The 19319-nt window shown below is 70.7% G+C and carries 17 protein-coding genes, 1 tRNA gene and 2 pseudogenes; 5 read left to right on the top strand and 15 right to left on the bottom strand.

Annotation, left to right across the window (positions count from 1 at the left end; all coding sequences use genetic code 11):
- Positions 1-74: 74 nt before the first annotated feature.
- Positions 75-214, top strand: a pseudogene (locus AB0D27_RS22885) (ADP-ribose pyrophosphatase); the annotation flags it as partial.
- Between the two features lie 97 nt (positions 215-311).
- Here AB0D27_RS22885 and AB0D27_RS22880 read toward each other — a convergent pair.
- Together AB0D27_RS22880 and AB0D27_RS22875 are read right to left on the bottom strand one after the other, a co-directional pair.
- Positions 312-545, bottom strand: a pseudogene (locus tag AB0D27_RS22880) (hypothetical protein); the annotation flags it as partial.
- A gap of 349 nt (positions 546-894) precedes the next feature.
- Positions 895-976 (bottom strand) — tRNA-Tyr (locus AB0D27_RS22875).
- 202 nt (positions 977-1178) lie between these two features.
- Here AB0D27_RS22875 and AB0D27_RS22870 point away from each other — a divergent pair.
- Positions 1179-1667, top strand: coding sequence for a YajQ family cyclic di-GMP-binding protein (locus AB0D27_RS22870; RefSeq protein WP_362511690.1), 489 nt, complete (start codon positions 1179-1181; stop codon positions 1665-1667).
- A gap of 341 nt (positions 1668-2008) precedes the next feature.
- On the opposite strand, the gene AB0D27_RS22865 is transcribed toward AB0D27_RS22870, so the two are convergent.
- The gene (locus AB0D27_RS22865) at positions 2009-2275 is read right to left on the bottom strand and encodes a GlsB/YeaQ/YmgE family stress response membrane protein (RefSeq protein WP_362511838.1); all 267 of its coding nucleotides are present in this window, start codon (positions 2273-2275) and stop codon (positions 2009-2011) included.
- Between the two features lie 205 nt (positions 2276-2480).
- Here AB0D27_RS22865 and AB0D27_RS22860 point away from each other — a divergent pair, with 205 nt between their 5' ends.
- Positions 2481-3725 carry an APC family permease gene (locus AB0D27_RS22860; RefSeq protein ID WP_362511687.1) on the top strand — a complete coding sequence of 415 codons (1245 nt, stop codon included), beginning with the start codon at positions 2481-2483 and terminating at the stop codon, positions 3723-3725.
- Positions 3726-3870: 145 nt separating this feature from the next.
- Here the strand turns inward: AB0D27_RS22860 and AB0D27_RS22855 are convergent, their stop codons facing one another.
- From AB0D27_RS22855 to AB0D27_RS22800, 12 genes are all read right to left on the bottom strand, one after another.
- Positions 3871-4263, bottom strand: coding sequence for a YccF domain-containing protein (locus tag AB0D27_RS22855; protein ID WP_362511685.1), 393 nt, complete (start codon positions 4261-4263; stop codon positions 3871-3873).
- Complete coding sequence (gene htpX, locus AB0D27_RS22850) at positions 4260-5123, bottom strand: zinc metalloprotease HtpX (RefSeq protein WP_362511683.1); 864 nt, start codon at positions 5121-5123, stop codon at positions 4260-4262. Before htpX ends, AB0D27_RS22855 begins: the two co-directional genes overlap by 4 nt.
- A gap of 261 nt (positions 5124-5384) precedes the next feature.
- A complete protein-coding gene (locus tag AB0D27_RS22845) occupies positions 5385-6884 on the bottom strand; it encodes an NADH-quinone oxidoreductase subunit N (RefSeq protein WP_362511681.1) in 1500 nt (499 codons plus the stop codon).
- Positions 6881-8458 (bottom strand): NADH-quinone oxidoreductase subunit M, encoded by a 1578-nt coding sequence (locus AB0D27_RS22840; protein ID WP_362511679.1) that lies wholly within the window; start codon positions 8456-8458, stop codon positions 6881-6883. The genes AB0D27_RS22845 and AB0D27_RS22840 overlap by 4 nt, the downstream gene beginning before the upstream one ends.
- Positions 8459-8464: 6 nt before the next feature.
- Positions 8465-10456, bottom strand: coding sequence for an NADH-quinone oxidoreductase subunit L (locus AB0D27_RS22835; protein ID WP_362511677.1), 1992 nt, complete (start codon positions 10454-10456; stop codon positions 8465-8467).
- On the bottom strand, positions 10453-10842 hold the full coding sequence (nuoK, locus tag AB0D27_RS22830) for an NADH-quinone oxidoreductase subunit NuoK (protein ID WP_362511674.1): 390 nt from the start codon (positions 10840-10842) through the stop codon (positions 10453-10455). Before nuoK ends, AB0D27_RS22835 begins: the two co-directional genes overlap by 4 nt.
- Positions 10842-11465, bottom strand: a complete 624-nt coding sequence (locus AB0D27_RS22825) for an NADH-quinone oxidoreductase subunit J (RefSeq protein WP_362511671.1) — start codon at positions 11463-11465, stop codon at positions 10842-10844. The genes nuoK and AB0D27_RS22825 overlap by 1 nt, the downstream gene beginning before the upstream one ends.
- Positions 11462-12289 carry a 4Fe-4S binding protein gene (locus AB0D27_RS22820; protein ID WP_362511668.1) on the bottom strand — a complete coding sequence of 276 codons (828 nt, stop codon included), beginning with the start codon at positions 12287-12289 and terminating at the stop codon, positions 11462-11464. The genes AB0D27_RS22825 and AB0D27_RS22820 overlap by 4 nt, the downstream gene beginning before the upstream one ends.
- A complete protein-coding gene (locus AB0D27_RS22815) occupies positions 12289-13257 on the bottom strand; it encodes a complex I subunit 1 family protein (protein WP_362511666.1) in 969 nt (322 codons plus the stop codon). Before AB0D27_RS22815 ends, AB0D27_RS22820 begins: the two co-directional genes overlap by 1 nt.
- Complete coding sequence (locus AB0D27_RS22810; RefSeq protein ID WP_362511663.1) at positions 13254-14684, bottom strand: NADH-quinone oxidoreductase subunit C; 1431 nt, start codon at positions 14682-14684, stop codon at positions 13254-13256. Before AB0D27_RS22810 ends, AB0D27_RS22815 begins: the two co-directional genes overlap by 4 nt.
- Positions 14681-15301, bottom strand: coding sequence for an NADH-quinone oxidoreductase subunit B family protein (locus tag AB0D27_RS22805; RefSeq protein ID WP_362511660.1), 621 nt, complete (start codon positions 15299-15301; stop codon positions 14681-14683). The genes AB0D27_RS22810 and AB0D27_RS22805 overlap by 4 nt, the downstream gene beginning before the upstream one ends.
- On the bottom strand, positions 15292-15705 hold the full coding sequence (locus tag AB0D27_RS22800; RefSeq protein WP_095936005.1) for an NADH-quinone oxidoreductase subunit A: 414 nt from the start codon (positions 15703-15705) through the stop codon (positions 15292-15294). The genes AB0D27_RS22805 and AB0D27_RS22800 overlap by 10 nt, the downstream gene beginning before the upstream one ends.
- Before the next feature lie 270 nt (positions 15706-15975).
- Here AB0D27_RS22800 and AB0D27_RS22795 point away from each other — a divergent pair, with 270 nt between their 5' ends.
- Both AB0D27_RS22795 and AB0D27_RS22790 read left to right on the top strand, forming a co-directional pair.
- Positions 15976-17235 (top strand): sensor domain-containing protein, encoded by a 1260-nt coding sequence (locus AB0D27_RS22795; protein ID WP_362511657.1) that lies wholly within the window; start codon positions 15976-15978, stop codon positions 17233-17235.
- A gap of 562 nt (positions 17236-17797) precedes the next feature.
- Entirely contained in the window at positions 17798-19147 is a 1350-nt protein-coding gene (locus tag AB0D27_RS22790) for a sensor domain-containing protein (protein WP_362511654.1), read from the top strand.
- Positions 19148-19319 lie beyond the last annotated feature (172 nt).

Raw genomic sequence — 19319 nt, 5'->3', positions numbered from 1 at the left:
GGGCGCCACGATCCGCCGTCGCACCTCCGGCCGGAAGCGGCGCCCGGTTGGAACTACCGATCCCAGCGACCAGCCGGACCGCACTGCGACAAGTGCTGGCGCGGCTCGTAGCAGAAGCGCGCTGGCGGTTCGCGGCCGAAACTCCTATCGGGTGCCCGGCGCAGTGAGCGTCACGACACCCGAGGGGCTGGAGCCCTGGCACATCCATGGCGTGTGAGACGTCCATGACGAACCGATGCGTCCGCGGTTGTGGACGACCGGCACCCTCGTTGCGCTGCTCCACATCCTGGCGAGCCGCGGCAAGCGGGGCGCTACAGCTGCGCACTGAGCAGGTCGACACGGCGGCGCTGCCGCACCGAACCGGTGCGGCAGGCCAACAGCCGCACCTGCCTCGGATGGGTGTGCTCGTCTTCGTACTCGGTTCGCGCAAGGTGCGGCTGTGCGAGATCGGTATGGAGTCCCGCCTGTCGCCCGTACAAGGGTTGGGCCGGACAAAGGTCGAGTCGGACAAAGGTCGGGTCGGCCACATCCAGGGCGTCGTACAGCCGCGGAGGAGGAGACATCACCCCTCGCGCGCAGGCCAAACGGCCTTCGCGCTACGGGGGGCTGGTCTCCTTCTGGCCCTTCAGTGGCGTGGAGACCCGACCCCATGGATGTGGCCCGTCGCGCCGGACACTCGGTAGCCGTGTTGCTCCGCGTCTACGCGACGGCGCTGACTCGGGCCGCAGATTGCGCGAACCACCAGTTCGAGGCCAGCTTCCGGGAGTGGGACGAAGCCCCCCGGGGGACGTCTGGGGGACACGCGCCGATCAGAGCGACGGCCGCCGCCACTGCGACATGAAGAGACCCCCTCCGCGCTGCGTTTCCGCAGTTCGGAGGGGGTCTTCCCCAGTGTGGCGGCGCCAGGATTCGAACCTGGGAAGGCTAAGCCGGCAGATTTACAGTCTGCTCCCTTTGGCCGCTCGGGCACACCGCCGGGGTTTGCTGCCGTGAGGGCCGTTTTCGGCGGCGCCCCGTGGCAACGACGTAAACGATACCTGATGCTCGGGGGTGCTTCGCCACCCAATTGATCGACCCTCGGAGGGAGGGGGGTGGCTAGGCTTATGCGGATGCGGCCGGGGACCTTCGCCGGGCTCGACGGCCGCCCCTACGCACCCCGATACAAGGAGCCACAGGACATGGCCGACTCCAGTTTCGACATCGTCTCGAAGGTCGAGCGGCAGGAGGTCGACAACGCCCTCAACCAGGCCGCCAAGGAGATCTCCCAGCGCTACGACTTCAAGAACGTCGGCGCCTCCATCTCCTGGTCCGGCGAGAAGATCCTGATGGAAGCGAACTCCGAGGAGCGGGTGAAGGCCATCCTCGATGTGTTCGAGACCAAGCTGATCAAGCGCGGCATCTCGCTCAAGGCGCTGGACGCCGGTGAGCCCCAGCTCTCCGGCAAGGAATACAAGATCTTCGCGTCCATCGAGGAGGGCATCTCCCAGGAGAACGCGAAGAAGGTGGCGAAGATCATTCGCGATGAGGGCCCGAAGGGCGTGAAGGCGCAGGTGCAGGGCGATGAGCTGCGCGTCAGCTCGAAGAGCCGTGACGACCTGCAAGCCATTCAGGCGCTGCTCAAGGGTAAGGACTTCGACTTCGCGCTGCAGTTCGTGAACTACCGGTAGCGGACGGTTCGCCGACGGGCGGTAGCGGGCACGTCGCCGACCGGCGGTGTCGAGCGCCCCGCCGACCGGCGGTAGCGGGCACATCGCCGACCGGCGTTAGCGGACGCCCTCGCCGACCGGCGGTGGCGGGCACATCGCCGACCGGCGGTGTCGAGCGCCCCGCCGACCGGCGGTGGAGGGCACGTCGCCGACCGGCGTTAGCGGAGGCCCTCGCCGATCGGCGTTAGCCAGCGCCCCGCCAACCGACCGCAGCCGTCGGCTCGTTGCGCCTACGAAGAAGGGGTGGGCACCTGGGGCGCCCACCCCTTCTCGCCTGCTGGCCGCGGCCTAGAGGTACGCGCTCAGCGGCGCGAGTCGCCGAACAGGATGCGGTAGATGACCAGCAGCACCAGCGAACCGCCGATGGCGGCCGCCCACGTCGCGCCGTCGTAGAAGTGCTTGGTGATGGGGTGGTCCAGCCAGCGGGCCGAGATCCAGCCGCCTATGAACGCGCCCGCGACGCCGATGAGGGTCGTCCCGATGAAGCCGCCCGGGTCGCGTCCCGGCAGCAGGAATTTGGCGATGGCGCCGGCCAACAGCCCCAGAATGATCCAGCCGATGATGCCCATGTCCTGAACCTGCCCTTCGGTGCTGTGCCCACGCTGTCCCGGCGCTGTGACTTCGCTCGGGTCCGGCTGTGCCCGCACCGGTGTTGTCCGGTGCGGGTCGTGCGTGTGTCGGCGCGGTGTTTCGGCGGCGTGTGTCGGTGCCGTGTCGATGAACAGGACGTCACCGCGGCTCCCGTCGGTTGCACTGATCAGTAGGGTGCGGCTCATGACACAGTCCGGTTCCGAGTTGCGGCGCACCCTGGGCGTCGGGGACGCCGTGGTCATCGGTCTCGGCTCCATGGTCGGTGCCGGGATCTTCGCGGCGCTGGGCCCGGCGGCACGGGCGGCCGGATCCGGGCTTCTGCTCGGACTCGCGGTCGCCGCCGTGGTCGCCTACTGCAACGCGACGGCGTCGGCCCGCCTCGCCGCCCTGTATCCCGCCTCCGGCGGCACCTACGTCTACGGGCGGGAGCGGCTCGGCGCCTTCTGGGGGTATCTGGCGGGCTGGTCGTTCGTCGTCGGCAAGACGGCCTCCTGTGCGGCGATGGCGCTCACCGTCGGCGCGTACGTCTGGCCGGGGCAGGCGCACGTGGTGGCGGTCGCGGCCGTGGTGGTCCTGACCGCGGTGAACTACGGCGGCGTACAGAAGTCGGCCTGGCTGACGCGGGCGATCGTGGCGGTGGTCCTGGCGGTCCTCGCTTCCGTGGTGGTGGTGTGCCTCGGCTCGGGCGCCTCGGACGCCGGACGGCTGGACATCGGGCTCTCCACCGGCGCCGGCGGGGTGCTTCAGGCGGCCGGGTTGTTGTTCTTCGCGTTCGCCGGGTACGCGCGGATCGCGACGCTCGGGGAGGAGGTACGAGATCCGGCGCGCACCATTCCGCGCGCGATCCCCTTGGCCCTGGGCATCGCACTGGTGCTGTACGCGGCGGTCGCGGTGGCCGTCCTCTCCGTGCTCGGGTCGGACGGGCTCGGCCATGCTGCGGCTCCGCTGGCCGACGCGGTGCGGGCGGCCGGGGTGCCGGGGCTCGTGCCGGTGGTACGGGTGGGGGCCGCCGTGGCCGCGCTCGGCTCGCTCCTCGCCCTGATCCTGGGCGTCTCGCGGACCACGCTGGCCATGGCTCGTGACCGTCATCTGCCGGGCGCCTTGGCCGCCGTACATCCGCGCTTCCAGGTGCCCCACCGGGCGGAACTTGCCGTGGGCGCGGTGGTCGCCGCGCTGGCCGCCACGGTCGATGTGCGGGGCGCGATCGGGTTCTCGTCCTTCGGCGTGCTTGCGTACTACGCGGTGGCCAACGCCTCGGCCTGGACGCTGAATTCGGCTCCGACGGCGCGGGTCGCGCCGGTCGTGGGACTCGTCGGGTGCGTGACGCTCGCGTTCGCGTTGCCGGGCGTGTCCGTGGCCTTGGGCGCGGCTGTACTGGCCGTGGGCGCGGCGGCGTACGGCGTACGGCGGTGGGCGGTTTCGCGGTAGCTGCCGACGGGTGGCGACGGCGCGGGGCGGTCTCGCGGCAGCCGCGGTGACGCGCGCGACGGCGGTGCTCGGCTCGCCCTCAGGCGCGCACGCATCGATACGTCGGTGGCTCCACCCCCCGTGGGCCCCCACCCCCGTGGCCCCGCTAGCGCGTCGCGAACGGCTGGTCCGTGCGCACGATTTCGCGTCCCAGGGGAAGCAGCGAGACCGGGATGAGCTTGAAGTTGGCCACGCCGAACGGGATGCCGATGATCGTGATGCACAGGGCGATGCCCGTGACGATGTGGGCGAGGGCGAGCCACCAGCCCGCGAGGATCAACCACAGGACGTTGCCGACACAGGACGGCGCGCCCGCGTCTCGGCGCTCCACCGTCGTATAGCCGAACGGCCACAGGGCGTAGACGCCGATACGGAACGCGGCGATGCCGAACGGGATGCCGATGATCGTGATGCACAGCAGCACACCCGCGGCGAGGTATCCGAGGAACAGCCAGAAGCCGCTCAGAACGAGCCAAATGACGTTCAGGATTGTCTTCACTGGTGGCGACCTGCCATCTGCTCGAGCCGGGCGATGCGCTCCGCCATCGGCGGATGCGTAGAGAACATCTTCGACATTCCCTGTCCCGGGCGGAAGGGGTTCGCGATCATCATGTGGCTTGCGGTCTCGATGCGCGGCTCCGGAGGCAGCGGCAGCTGCTTGGTGCCCGCGTCGAGCTTGCGCAGCGCGCTCGCGAGGGCCAGGGGGTCGCCGGTGAGCTGGGCGCCGGACGCGTCCGCCTCGTACTCCCTCGAGCGGCTGATGGCGAGTCGGATGAGGGAGGCGGCGAGTGGGCCCAGGATGATGATCAGCAGCATGCCGAGGATGCCGGGACCGTCGTCGTCGTTCGAGCGGCCGACCGGGATCAGCCAGGCGAAGTTGACCAGGAACATGATCACTGAGGCGAGGGCGCCGGCGACCGACGAGATCAGGATGTCGCGGTTGTAGACGTGGCTGAGCTCGTGTCCGATGACGCCGCGCAGCTCGCGCTCGTTCAGGAGGCGCAGGATGCCGTCGGTGCAGCACACGGCGGCGTTGCGCGGGTTGCGGCCCGTCGCGAACGCGTTGGGCGCCTCCGTCGGTGAGATGTACAGGCGTGGCATGGGCTGGCGGGCCTGGGTGGAGAGCTCACGGACCATGCGGTACAGGGCCGGGGCCTCGAATTCGCTCACCGGGCGGGCGCGCATCGCGCGTAGCGCCAGCTTGTCGCTGTTCCAGTACGCGTACGCGTTCGTCCCGATCGCGATGAACAGTGCGACGACGAGTCCCGTACGCCCGAAGAAGCTGCCGATGACGATGATGAGTGCGGACAGTCCCCCGAGGAGTACGGCGGTCCTGAGCCCGTTGTGCCGGCGGTGCACGGTACGCCCTCCAAGTGGTGCGGCAGGGGAACCCTTTGCTTGCTGATGTGCTGGCTTCCACTCTTCAGTGGACCCTCCCGTACTGGTCAACGCCAGACGGGGAGCACTAGTTCCCTTGTGCGCACACCGGCGCGGGTGGGCCATCCGGGTGACGGCGGACGACGGCCACGCGCGCGTACTCAGCGGATGGCACGCGCGCGTACCCAGCGGATCGCACCCGCGCGTACCAGACGGAGGCCACGCGCGCGTGCCCTACCGATGTCAGAACAAGCCGGTCGCCGAGAAACGCAGGACCAGCTGGGGTGCCCCGGAAAGGGCGATGCCCAATACGCCCGTCAGGGCGATCGCCGCCGTGAGCGGGGCCGGTACGCGGTGCTTCGCGGGCTCGCCCTCGGGGGCGCGGAACAACAGTGTCGTCCACTGGAGGTAGTAGAAGAGCGCGATCACGACGTTGACGGCCATGACCACGGCCAGCCAGCCGAGCCCCGCGTCGACGGCCGCCGAGAACACGGTGACTTTGGCGAAGAGGCCGATGATGCCCGGCGGCAGGCCCGCGAGGCACAGCAGGAAGAAGCCGAGGAGCAGCGCGGTCAGGGGGCTGGCGGCGTAGAGGCCCCGGTAGTCGCTGATGCGGTTCAGCGGGCTCGTACGGGCCACGAGCGCGGCCACCGCGAAGGCGCCCAGGTTCACGGCGGCGTACATGAGGGCGTACGCGACGGTGGAGCCAATGGCCTTCTCGGCGTCCTTGGAGTAGGCGGCGGACGCGATCGGTACCAGGAGGTAGCCGGCCTGGCCGACGGAGGACCAGGCGAGCAGCCGTACCGCGCTGTACGCGCGCGTGGCCTGCTGTCGCAGGGCGCCGACGTTGCCGACCGTCATGGTGAGGGCGGCCAGCGCGGCGAGTGCCGGGCCCCAGACGTCGGCGTACGACGGGAAGGCGATGACGGTGACGAGGATCAGGCCGGAGAACCCCACCGCTTTGCCTACGACCGACAAGTAGGCGGCGATCGGCAAAGGCGCCCCTACGTAGGTGTCGGGCACCCAGAAGTGGAAGGGGACGGCGGCCGTTTTGAAGGCGAAGCCGACGAGGGTGAGGACAACGCCCGTCTGAGCGAGTGTGTGGAACTGTCCGTCGACGTGCTGGATCTTGTCCGCGATCTGGGTGAGGTAGAGGGTGCCGGTCGTCGCGTAGACGAAGCTGACGCCCATGAGGCTCACGGCGGTCGCGGTGACGGAGGACAGGAAGAACTTCAGGGCCGCCTCGGAGGACTTCTTGTCGCCGCGTTTGATGCCGACGAGCGCGAAGGCGGGCAGCGAGGCGACTTCCAGGGCGACGATGAGGGTCGCCAGGTCGCGTGACGCGGGCAGCAGGGCGGCGCCCGCCGCCGAGGAGAGCAGCAGGAACCAGAACTCCCCTTCGGGGAGTGCCCTGTTGGCGTCCTTCAGGGCGGTGACCGACAGCAGGGCCGCCAGGAGCGCGCCGCCGAGGACCAGGAACTGGATGACGAGGGTGAAGCGGTCCGCCGTGTAGCTGCAGGCGTGCGCGTCGCCGGTCAGGCAGAACGTGGCGCGGTCGCCGTCCAGGATGGGCAGCAGCGTCAGCGCGGACGCGGCGAGGCCGGCCACCGACACCCAGCCCAGCACTGCCTTCTTGGCGTCGGCCAGGAAGAGGTCGGCGACGAGCACGACGAGTCCGACGACCGCGGCGAGGGTGGGCGGCGCGATGGCGAGCCAGTCGACGGACTGGACCAGGGAGTTCATCGGTTGCCTCCTGCGAGCAGCTGCTGGACGGCCGGGTCGGTCAGGCCGAGGAGGGCCTTGGGCCACAGGCCGGCGACCACAGTGAGGGCGACGAGCGGTGTCCAGGCCGCGAACTCGTAGCTCTGGACGTCGGCGAGCTTCGGGGTGCCCTGCTGCGGGGTGGCGCCCATGCAGACGCGGCGGACGACAATGAGCATGTACGCGGCGGTGAGCAGTGTGCCGAAGGCGGCGATCGCCATGAACGTCAGATAAGCGGGGCGGCTGAGGTTGTCGGCGGGCTTGAACGCGCCGAAGAGCGCCAGCATTTCGCCCCAGAAGCCGGCGAGGCCCGGCAGCCCGAGCGAGGCGACGGCGCCGAACGCGAGCAGGCCGCCGAGGCGCGGGGCCTTGCCATAGAGGCCGGCACCCGTCTCCTCGGCGAGGGTGTCGAGGTCGGTCGTGCCGGTGCGGTCCTTCAAGGCCCCGACGAGGAAGAACAGGAGGCCGGTGATGAGGCCGTGGGCGATGTTGGCGAACAGGGCGCCGTTCACGCCGGTCTGGGTCATTGTCGAGATGCCGAGCAGCACGAAGCCCATGTGGCCGACGGACGAGTAGGCGATGAGCCGCTTGAGATCGCCCTTCGCTCCCTGCTTGGCGAGGGCGAGGCAGGCCAGGGATCCGTAGATGATCCCGACCACGGCGAAGGCGGCGAGGTAGGGCGCGAAGGTGTGGAATCCGTCCGGTGCGATGGGCAGCAGAATGCGGACGAATCCGTATGTACCCATCTTCAGCAGTACGCCGGCCAGCAGGACCGAGCCGACGGTGGGAGCGGCGGTGTGCGCGTCCGGGAGCCAGCTGTGCAGCGGCCACATCGGCGTCTTGACCGCGAGTCCGATTCCGATCGCCAAAACCGCGATGACCTGCACGGATGTGGTCAGCGACCGGCCGTTGTCAGTGGCGAGTGCCACCATGTCGAATGTGCCGGACTTGATTCCGATCAGGAGCAGGCCCAGCAGCATCACGACCGAACCGAGCAGTGTGTAGAGGATGAACTTCCAGGCGGCGGCCTGGCGTTGTGCACCGCCCCACCGGGCGATGAGGAAGTACATCGGGATGAGCACCATCTCGAAGGCGAGGAAGAACAGCAGCAGATCGAGGACGGCGAAGGTCGCGAGGGTGCCGGACTCGAGGACGAGCAGCAGTGCGACGAAGGCCTTCGGGGTCGGACCTGCGGGCATCTTGAAGTAGCTGTACAGCGCGCAGAGGAAGGTCAGCAGCGCGGTCAGGACCAGAAGGGGGAGGGAAATGCCGTCGGTGCCGAGGTGGATCCGCACGTCGAGTGCGGGGATCCAGCTGATGTCCGTCGTGGCCTGCATCTTCGACGGGTGGTCGTGGTCGAAGCCGAGCGCGAGGACGATCGCGGCGATGAGCACCACGCCGGTCACGGTCACGCCGTGCCGCAGCACGGCCTGCTCGGGCGACTTCCCCTTCAGCCCGGGCGGGGCCGGCAGGAGAGCCGCGGCGGCGCCGATGAGCGGGCCGACGACGATGAATGCCAGAAGGATCTGCATCACGGATTCACTGATATCGATCACGCCTGCTCACGCTCCCGTGGCGACGAGGAGGACGGCGACCACCAGGACGACGGTGCCAGCGAGCAGCGCGCTCACATAGGTCTGCACATTGCCGGTCTGGGCGCGCCGTACGGCAGCGCCGAGCAGGCGGGGTAGGGCGCCCGCACCGCGTACGTAGGTGTCGACGACCTCGCGGTCGAGGAACCGGACGAGTGCGGCTCCGGCCTGGACCGGGCGGACGAACAGCGCCGCGTACACGGCGTCGAGATGGAAACCGACGGCCGCGTGGCGGTGCAGCGGGCCGAGCAGCAGCCGGCCCGGATCCGCCGGGTCGGGCGCGTAGGCCACGTCTCCGAACGCGGGCGCGTGGCTGGCGATGGCCTCCGCCTCCACCAGTCCGGCGTCGCCCTCCGGGTGGGCCGCGACCGCGCCCAGCGGGACGCGGGCCGCCATCGCGGTGGTGTGCCGCCAGGCGCCGTAGGTGACGAGTCCGCCGACGAGGGCGAGCCCCGTACCGAGGACGGAGGCGGTGAGGACCGGCGTCAGATCGCGGCCGTCGAACCAGTCGGGCAGCGGTCCGTAGGCGAGGCCGAAGGCGAGTGACGGGAGGGCGAGCACCCACAGCACGACGGTCATGGTGAGCGGCTGGCGGCCGTGGTCGGGAGCCTCCACGCCCCGCCCGCGGAAGGCCAGCAGCCACAGTCGGGTGGCGTACGCGGCGGTGAGAACGGCCGTGATCAGGCCGGCGACGAGGACGATCCAGCCCGCGGCGCCGGGGGCGTGCTCGGTGTGGCCGGTGGCGACGTGCTCGGCGGCGCCGAGGACGGCCTCCTTGGAGAAGAAGCCGCTGAACGGCGGGATCGCGGCGAGCGCGAGCAGCGCCACGGTCATCGTCCAGTAGGCGTCGGGGACACGGTCCCGCAGGTCCTTCATACGGGACATGACGGCCAGCGAGTTGGTACCGGAGGCGTGGATGATCACGCCGGCGGCGAGGAACAGCAGCGCCTTGAAGGCGCCGTGGGACAGGAGGTGGAAGACGGCGGCACCACGGTCGCCGACGGCGAGGGCGCCGGTCATGTAGCCGAGCTGGCCGATCGTCGAGTACGCGAGGACGCGCTTGATGTCGTCCTGGGCGAGCGCGGCGAGCGCCGAACCGGCCATGGTGATGGCGGCCATGACGGCGAGGACGATCATCGCGGCCGAGGATGCCTGGAAGACGGGGAGGAGCCGGGCGACGAAGTAGACACCGGCGGCGACCATCGTCGCGGCGTGGATCAGCGCGGAGACGGGGGTGGGACCCGCCATCGCGTCGGGGAGCCAGGTGTGCAGCGGGAACTGCGCCGACTTGCCCGCGACGCCGGCGAGGAGCAGCAGGGCGACCAGTGTCGGGTGGTGCAGTCCGCCGCTTGCGACGGTGCCGAGGACCGTGGTGATACGGAAGGACCCGGCGTCGGTGGCCAGGGCGAACAGGCCGATGAGGAAGGGGACGTCACCGAGCTTGGTGACCAGGAAGGCCTTGATCGAGGCGGCGCGGGCCTCGGGGGTCTCCCAGTAGTGGCCGACCAGGAAGTACGAGCAGATGCCCATGATCTCCCAGCCGACCAGGAGCACGATCAGGTCGCCGGAGTAGACGACGAGCAGCATCGCGGAGGTGAAGAGGGAGACGAGGGCGGCGTACGAGGGGTAGCGCGGGTCGTCGCGGAGGTATCCCGTCGAGTAGATCTGCACGCAGGAGGCGACGACGCCGACCAGGACGGCGACGAGTGCGGCGAAACCGTCGATGTGCAGGGCGAGTTCGATGGGGACCGAGCCGGTGGGCGTCAGCTCGGTGTGGGCGTCGATGGCCTGGCCGCCGCCCTGACGTACGGCGACGAGCACGGCGAGGACGAGCGAGGTGAGGGGCGGGAGGACGGCGAGGGGGCGGATGAAGCCGGGGGCCGTGCGGCCGAGGAGGAGTCCGGCCGCGGCGCCCAGGAATGGAAGGACGGGGACGAGGGCGGCGAGGGTGGTCGTGGTCACGCGGTGGCCTCAGCCTTCTCGGCCACGGTGGGAGTGGAGCCGTCGGTTCCCGGGCCACCGCTGTCGGGGCCCTCGGCGGTGTCGCGGAGCTTGTCGATGTCCGAGGTGCCGCGGCCTCGGTACACGGCGAGGACGATCGCCAGACCGATGCCGATCTCGGCGGCGGCGATGGCGATGGTGAACAGGGTCAGTGCCTGCCCGGAATGCAGCGTGTCGCGGGCGGTCTTCGAGAGCCAGACGTCGAAGGCGACGAGGTTCAGGTTGACGGCGTTGAGCATCAGCTCGACGGACATCAGGACCAGGATCGCGTTGCGGCGCGCGAGGACTCCGTACAGGCCCGTGCAGAACAGGAGGGCGGAGAGCACGGCGGGATAGGCGAGGTGCATCAGCGGGTGCCTTCCTTGTCGCTCGGGACGCCCGGGCCGGTGGTCGTCGCGCCGGTGGTCGTCGCGTCCGCCTTCGCCTTGCGGGAGAGGACGATCGCGCCGACGAGGGCCGCGAGGAGGAGGACGGAGAGCGCTTCGAAGGGGAGGACCCAGCTCTGGAAGAGGCTCGCTCCGGTCACCTCGGTGGAACCGGCGGCGGCGCCGTCCAGGTCGACCCACGTCGTGCGGAAGGCGTCGACCACAACCCAGACCAAGGCGCCGGCCGCGGCGACGGCCACAGTCAGTGCGGCCCAGCGGTTGCCTGAGTCGGCGTCCGGGGAGCGGCCGATGGGGGCCTTCGTGAGCATCAGACCGAACAGAAGGAGGACGACGACGGAACCGACGTAGATGAGGACCTGCACCCAGGCGATGAACTCGGCGGTGAGCAGGAGGTATTCGACGGCGAGACCACCGAGGGTCACTACCAGCCACAGGGCGGCGTGCACCAGCTGTTTGGTGGTGACGGTGACGATCGCGGCGCCGAAGGTGGCCAGGCCGACCAGGAGGAAGGCGATCTCGACACCGGTCGGGGAGAGGAAACCGTGGGACGCGGCGGCGGTGGCGACGTGTGCGGCGAGGATCACGACTCTCCCTTCGGGGTGTCGGAGGAGTCGGAGGAGTCGGAGGTGCCGGGGGCCGGGGGTTCGGTCTGGGCGGGATCCGGGAGCTCGGCCTGGGCGGGAGCCGGGGGCTCGGTTTCGGCAGCGGTCGGGGGCTCGGCCTGGGCGGGAGTCGGGGGCTCGGTTTCGGCAGCGGTCGGGGTCTTGCCCTGGGTGGGAGCCGAGGGCTCGGCCTGGGTGGATGTCGCGGGGCCAGGCTGGGCAGGAGCGGACGGGGCAGGCTGGGCGGGATCCGAGGGGGCAGGCTGGGAGGCCTGGGCGGCTTGCTCGGTGGCGAGTTTCTCGGCGGTCTTGCGGGCGGCGGCGATCTCCTTCGGTTCCTCGGCGCCGGGGTCGAGGGCCGGCGGGGCCGGGACGGTCCACATCCACTCGCGGAGCTTGTCGCGCTCGTGGGTGAGTTCGTGGATGTCGGTCTCCGCGTACTCGAACTCCGGGGACCAGAACAGCGCGTCGAAAGGACACACCTCGATGCAGATACCGCAGTACATGCACAGGGAGAAGTCGATGGCGAAGCGGTCGAGGACGTTGCGGCTGCGCTCGCGGCCCCCGGGGGCGGCGGGCGGGACCGTCTCCTTGTGGGAGTCGATGTAGATGCACCAGTCCGGGCACTCGCGGGCGCACAGCATGCAGACCGTGCAGTTTTCCTCGAACAGGCCGATGACGCCGCGGGTACGGGGCGGGAGTTCGGGCTGGGCGTCCGGGTACTGCGCGGTGACGGTCTTCTTCGTCATCGTGCGAAGGGTGACGGCCAGGCCCTTGGCGAGGCCGGAGCCGGGAATGGGGGCCATTAGGAGATCACCACCTTGACGATGCCGGTGAGGGCGATCTGGGCGAGGGAGAGGGGGACGAGGAGGGTCCAGGAGAATTTCTGGAGCTGGTCCTCGCGCAGGCGGGGGTAGGTGACGCGCAGCCAGATGACGACGAAGGCGAGGAGCGCGGTCTTCAGCAGGGTCCAGACCCAGCCGAGGCCGTCCGCGCCCCAGGGGCCGTGCCAGCCGCCCAGGAAGAGGACGGTGGTCAGGCCGCACAGGACGACGATTCCGGCGTACTCGGCGAGGAGGAAGAGTGCGAAACGCAGGCCCGTGTACTCGGTGTAGGCGCCGAAGATGATCTCCGAGTCGGCGACGGGCATGTCGAAGGGCGGGCGCTGGAGTTCGGCGAGGCCGGCGACGAAGAAGACGATCGCGCCGACGATCTGCCAGGGCAGCCACCACCATTGGAAGGCGTCGACGATGCCGGGGAGGGAGACCGTGCCGGCTGCCATGGCCACCGAGGCGGCGGTCAGCAGCATCGGGAGTTCGTACGCGAGGAGCTGGGCGGCGGTGCGCAGGCCGCCGAGGAGGGAGTACTTGTTGGCCGAGGCCCAGCCCGCCATGAGTGAGCCGAGGACGCCCACGCCCATCACGGCGAGGACGAAGAAGATGCCCGCGTCGACGACCTCGCCGACCGCGCCCTCGCCCGGGCCGATGGGGATGGCGAGCAGGATCAGGAGGTACGGGAGGAGGGCGACGGCGGGAGCGAGTTGGAAGATACGGCGGTCCGCGCCCGCCGGTACGACGTCTTCCTTCTGTGCGAACTTCACGCCGTCCGCGACGAGTTGGGCCCAGCCGTGGAATCCGCCCGCGTACATCGGGCCGAGGCGGCCCTGCATGTGGGCCATCACCTTGTGCTCGGTCTGACCGACGATCAGGGGGAACGTCAGGAATACGACGAAGACGACGAGGAGTCGCAGGGCGACGTCGAGAGCGTCGTTCACTGCGTGCCTCCGCGGGAGTCGTCGTGGCTGGGCTTGGGAGCAGGGGTGGGGCCGGCGTCCAGAGTGTCGTCGGCGTCCGGAGTGTCGTCTGCTTCCGGGGTGTCGTCGACGTCGGGGTTGTCGTCGACGTCCCGGTCGGGGTCGGTTGCGGCCGGGGGTTTCGCACCGGCTTCGCGCTTCGGGGCGGCTTCGCGCTTCGGGACGTCCTCGGGCTTCGGGGCGTCCCCGGGCTTCGGGGCGGCCTCGGGTGCTGAGGCGGTCCCGGCCTCCGGGGTGACCGCAGGCTCAGAGGCGGCCTCAACGCGTGGCGCCGGCTCGGCTTCCGACTTTGGCCCCGGCCCCGGCTCCGTTCCCGGCTCGTCAAAAGCAGGACGGGCGTGGTGCCACGGAGCATCCGAGCTGCGCGGGGCGGCGGGCCTTGCCGGTGCGGCGGGAGCCGTCGGCTCGGCGGGGGTGCTGGGTGCGGCGGGAGCCGTCGGCTCGGCGGGAGCGGTGGGCGCGGTGCCCTCCGCACCGGTGGGCGCGGTGCCTTCCGCCCGCTGTGTCGCCGAACCCTGGCTCGCGCTGCGCGCGCGGCGCGGCGGCGCCGGGGCCTCCGTACCGGCAGGAGCTCCCGCCTGGCTGCCGGAAGGACTGCCGGCAGGAGCACCCGCAGGACTGCCGGAAGGACTGCCGGAAGGAGTACCCGCAGGACTGCTGGCAGGAGCACCGGCAGGGGTGTCGGAGACGGCGCCCGCCCCCACTCCTCTGCCGCCCGGAGCCTGGCTCGCTGAGCCCTCCCCCGCCGTGCGGGCCCTGCGGACAGGGCGGTCACCGGCCGCGCGGGCGGCGCCGCGGGCCGGACGGGCGGGGGCCGCGGGGAGCTGGCCCTTGAGGGGGCCCCACTCGTTGGGATCGGGGACGCCGGGCGGGAGCATCTGGCGGCGCTTCGGTCCGCCGTGTTCGGATTCGCCGGGCTCCTTCGCGCCGGGCCAGGCCTTGGCGACGCGGGCGGCGAGGACGAAGTCCTTGCGGAGAGGGTGGCCTTCGAAGCCCTCTGGGAGGAGCAGGGGGTCCAGCCCCGGGTGACCCTCGAAGGTCACGCCGAACATCTCGTGGGTCTCGCGCTCGTGCCAGGCGGCGCCCGCGTACACGGAGACGGCGGAGGGCAGGACGGGGGCGGAGTGCGGGACGGTCGTACGGACGAGGAGGCGGCGTACCGGGGACAGGGCCACGACGTGGGCCAGGACGCGGATGCCGGTGCCGGGTTCGTCGACGGCGCTCAGCCAGTCGAAGTAGGCGCAGCCCAGCGTCGACCGGGCCGCGTCCAGGGCCGCGGTCCAGGATGCGGGCGGTACGTCCACGGTCAGGACCTCGTACGAGGCCTCGGCCGTGGCCTCCGGGCCGAAGAGTTCCTCGACGGGGGCGGGGAGCCAGCCGACGGTCATCGGGCCTCCCCGTGGGCCGGCGGCTGCACCAGCCCGCTCTGGAGCGCGGCCGCCGACGGACGCGCCGTCCCGGTCCCGTAGCGCTCCCCCAGCGACTCCTTCGCGATCTTCTCCTGGAGCTTGAGGATGCCTTGGAGCAGCGCCTCCGGGCGGGGCGGGCATCCGGGGACATAGACGTCCACCGGGATGATCTGGTCGACGCCCTTGGTGACGGAGTACGAGTCCCAGTAGGGGCCGCCGCAGTTGGAGCAGGCGCCGAAGGAGATGACGTACTTGGGCTCGGGCATCTGCTCGTACAGGCGTTTGACGGCCGGTGCCATCTTGTCGGTGACCGTGCCCGAGACCACCATCAGATCGGCCTGGCGGGGGCCCGGCGCGAAGGGGATCACGCCGAGGCGGATGAAGTCGTGGCGGGCCATGGACGCGGCGATGAACTCGATCGCGCAGCAGGCGAGGCCGAAGTTGAAGACCCAGAGCGAGTAGCGCCGGCCCCAGTTCAGGACCACCTTCATCGGCTCGGGGGCCAGGCGCGAGAGGGCGCCCAGCCGCTTCGGCTCCGGCAGAAGGACAGGCTCCGGCAGAGTTACGGACTCGGGCTCCGAGGGGGTCACGTCCATGTCAGGACGCCCTTCTTGTATGCGTACAGCAGGCCGACGGCGAGGAAGCCGAGGAAGATGAACATCTCCACGAGCGTCGCGGCACCGTAGCCGGGCGCGGCGAAGACCGTCGCCCAGGGGAAGAGGAAGATCGAGTCGACGGCGAAGATCACGTAGAGGAAGGCGTAGACGTAATAACGGACCTGGGTGTGGGCCCAGCCCTCGCCGACGGGGTCGACGCCGCACTCGTACGTCAGGAGTTTCTCGGGGGTGGGGACCACGGGCCGCAGCAGGCGTCCCGCCCCGAAGGCGACGGCGACGAACAGCACGCCCACGACGGCGAGCAGTCCGACGACAGAGTAGGACTGGAAGTAGTCCGCCGCGACGACGGCTCCGGTCGCCGTGACAACGGTCGGTTCCGGCACGTCAGCCCTCACTCCCTGACCTCGTGGCGCCTCGGCGTGCGCCGCGTGCGCACGCTGTGATGCGCCGTGTTCGACGATCTGTACGGACGGGAGTCTAGGGCCTGCTAAAGAGACGGTAAGCAGCCCGTCACGCGTGAACCATCGCGGACACGTCCAGGCTGCCTCGCGCGACCTCGTCCCGGCCACTTCTCGAGGGGTGGGGATTTCCCCAGTGGATCCCGGAGGTCTGCCTCATGGCGCGGCGGCGCGCCGCCGGGCACGCTTGCGGATATGACCGAACGCTTCACGCTCACCGGCCCGCCGGACGGGACGTACGCCGGTACGGCAGACAGAACGTCCGCCGGTACGTCCGCCGGTACCTCCGACGGAACGGCCGAAAGCGACCGCCTGCCTCCCGCTCGCCTCGCCTACGACCCCCAGACCTGGAAGGAGATCGCGCATCTCCTGATCAATCTGCCGGTCGCGATCGTCGGCTTCGTGTTCGTCACGACGCTGCTGTCCACGGGAGCGGGGCTCGCCGTGACGGTCGTCGGGCTGCCGCTGCTCGCGGGCGGGCTGCGCGGCGCGCGTCAGCTGGGCAAGGCGGAACGGGCGCGGGCGCGGGCGCTGCTCGGGCTGCGGATCGACGAGCCGAGCCCGCTGCCGGTGCGACGGACCAGCTTCTTCGGCTGGCTGTGGTCGAGCCTGAAGGATCCGGTGGGGTGGCGGACGGTGCTGTACGACTTCATACGGCTGCCGTGGGCCGTCGTCACCTTCACCGTCACGCTCACCTCGCTGTTCGTGCTGTGGCCGGTGCTGCCGTTCATCGCGCGAGGGTTGACGAACGTGGACCGTGCCCTGGTGCGCGGGCTGCTGTCGCCCTCGGACGAGCTGGAGCGGCGTATCGCCGAACTGGAGTCCGACCGGGGGGTGGTCGTCGACACGGCCGCCGCGGATCTGCGCCGCATCGAGCGCGATCTGCACGACGGGGCGCAGGCCCGGCTGGTCAATCTCGCGATGGGGCTCGGGCTGGCCAAGGAGAAGCTCCTGGAGGATCCCGACGCGGCGGCGGCCATGGTCGACGAGGCACACGGCGAGGTGAAGCTCGCGTTGCAGGAGCTGCGCGATCTGGCCCGCGGCATCCACCCGGCGGTCCTCACCGACCGGGGTCTGGACGCCGCCCTGTCCGCGGTCGCCTCGCGCTGCACCGTGCCGGTGAAGGTGACGGCGGCGCTGGAGACGAGGCCGGCCGCCGCCATCGAGGGCATCGCGTACTTCACCGTCTCCGAGCTGCTGCAGAACGTGAGCAAGCACAGCGGGGCGAGGTCCGCGTCCATCGATGTGTGGCGGAGGGACGAGCGGCTGCTGATCCAGGTGTGGGACGACGGGCACGGCGGGGCCGGCCTGGACGGCGGCACGGGGCTCGCGGGGCTCACGGACCGGCTCGGCGCGGTCGACGGACTGTTTGTCATCGAGTCACCGGTGGGCGGCCCGACCGTCATCACGGCGGAGCTGCCTTGGCGGGAGCGAGGGAATGAGGTTGCCCGGTAGGGCTCGCGACGGTGGTAACCGCGCCGAAGCATCCAACCGGCATCACGGCGGAGCCGCCGCGACGGAAGCGAGGGAATGAACTTGCCCGGTAGGGATCGCCATGGTGGTAACCGCGCCGAAGCATCCAACCGGCATCACGACTGAGCCGCCGCGACGGGGACCCGCGGGACGTAACTTGCCAGGGAGCGGTGGGCCTGGACGCGGTGGGCTTGGTCGGCGTAGCCGCGGCGCGCGATCGGTGGCGGGGCTCGCCGGGGCCCGTGGAAGTGGGCTCTCGCCCCTCCGCCCCGTATCTGGAGGCTCCGCCCCAGACTCTGTGTCGCGCGCGGTAGCGGTGGCCTCGGTTGCTGTAGCCACGACGGCGCCCGTGCGGTGTCCCGGTCGGCCGTAGCCGTGTCGGCGCCGGCCCTCCCAAGGGCCGGCGCCGACTGACGTTCCCGCCCCCGCTGGGTAGGGAAAACCCCCGCTCCAAGACGCCGACCCGCTCCATGGTCGGCGGGTGCCGCGGACAGCAGGGTGGAGGTACGAGCCGGCGGGCAGGACGAGAGAACGGATGACACCGATGGCCACGGAGTACGGACAGGGGTACGGGCAGCGGCCCGGAGTTCGCGGAGCGGATGCCGAGAACCGTCGGCATCGTCTCCCGGCCCCGCTGCGGGCGCCGATCGAGGCCCGCAGCTGGCGTGAGTTCGGCTATGTGATGCTGAGCCTGCCGCTCGGGATCATCATGTTCACGTTCGCCGTCACGATGTTCTCGCTCGGCGCCGGCCTGCTGATCACCTTCCTTGGCGTACCGGTGCTCGCCGCCACGCTGGCCGGCTGCCGCGGGTTCGGCACGGTGGAACGGGCGCGGGCACGCGGGCTGCTCGGAGTCGAGGTGTCCGAGCCGGAGCCGCTGCGGATGAAGAAGCACGGGGCGATGGCGTGGATGGGCGCGGTGCTCAAGAGCGGCACCTCGTGGCGGCATCTGCTGTACACGGTGATCCAGTTCCCCTGGTCGGTGTTCTCCTTCGTCGTCGCGCTGAGCTTCTGGTCGTACGGATGGGCGCTGCTGACGTATCCGCTGTGGTTCTGGCTCTTCCCCATGTACGGGGGTCAGGGCGGCCTTCAGCTGTACGGCGACGGAACGCACTCCATCTACCTCGACAACCCGTTCGAGGTGACCGTGACCGCGCTGGTGGGGCTGCTCTTCACGATGGCGACGCCCTGGATCGTACGGGCGCTGACCAGCGTCGACCGGCTGATGGTGCACGGGCTGCTCGGGCCGTCGCGGCTGGCGACGCGCGTGGTCGAGCTGGAGTCCGACCGCGGGGTCGTGGTCGACACGGCGGCCGCCGATCTGCGCCGCATCGAGCGCGATCTGCACGACGGGGCGCAGGCCCGGCTGGTCACCCTGGCGATGGATCTGGGGCTGGCCAAGGAGAAGCTGACGGAGGATCCCGAGGCCGCGGCGCGGATGGTGGACGAGGCGCACGGCGAGGTGAAGACGGCGTTGCAGGAGCTGCGGGATCTGGCCCGGGGGATTCATCCGGCCGTGCTGACCGACCGCGGTCTGGACGCGGCGCTGTCCGCGGTGGCCTCGCGGTGCACCGTGCCGGTGCAGGTGGAGGTGGATCTGTCGGCGCGGCCCGCGCCCGCGATCGAGGGGATCGCGTACTTCACCGTTTCCGAGCTGCTGCAGAACATCAGTAAGCACTCCCGGGCGACGCGGGCCACGGTGGATGTGTGGCGGGTGGAGAACCGGCTGATGATCCAGGTGGCCGACAACGGGGTGGGTGGGGCCGATGTCTCCTCGGGGTCGGGGCTGGCGGGGCTCGCGGAGCGGCTCGATGCGGTGGACGGGGTCCTGGTGGTGGATTCGCCCGTGGCCGGGCCCACCCGGGTTACGGCGGAGTTGCCCTGGCGGGGGTGACGTTGCTCGCCGGGGGCGGTGGGGGTGGGATTTCGCCCCCTCCGCCCCTACCCTCCCCCACTCTCGGCTTCGCTCGAGCGGGGGGACCCCCATCGTCCCTGGGGGCTCCGCCCCCAGACCCCCCGTATCGCGCTTCGCGCTCGTCCTCAAACGCCGGACAGGCTGAAAGTCT

It is taken from the genome of Streptomyces sp. NPDC048415, assembly GCF_040651675.1.
Lineage (GTDB): Bacteria > Actinomycetota > Actinomycetes > Streptomycetales > Streptomycetaceae > Streptomyces.
This window is presented reverse-complemented; position numbering and strand designations above follow the sequence as displayed.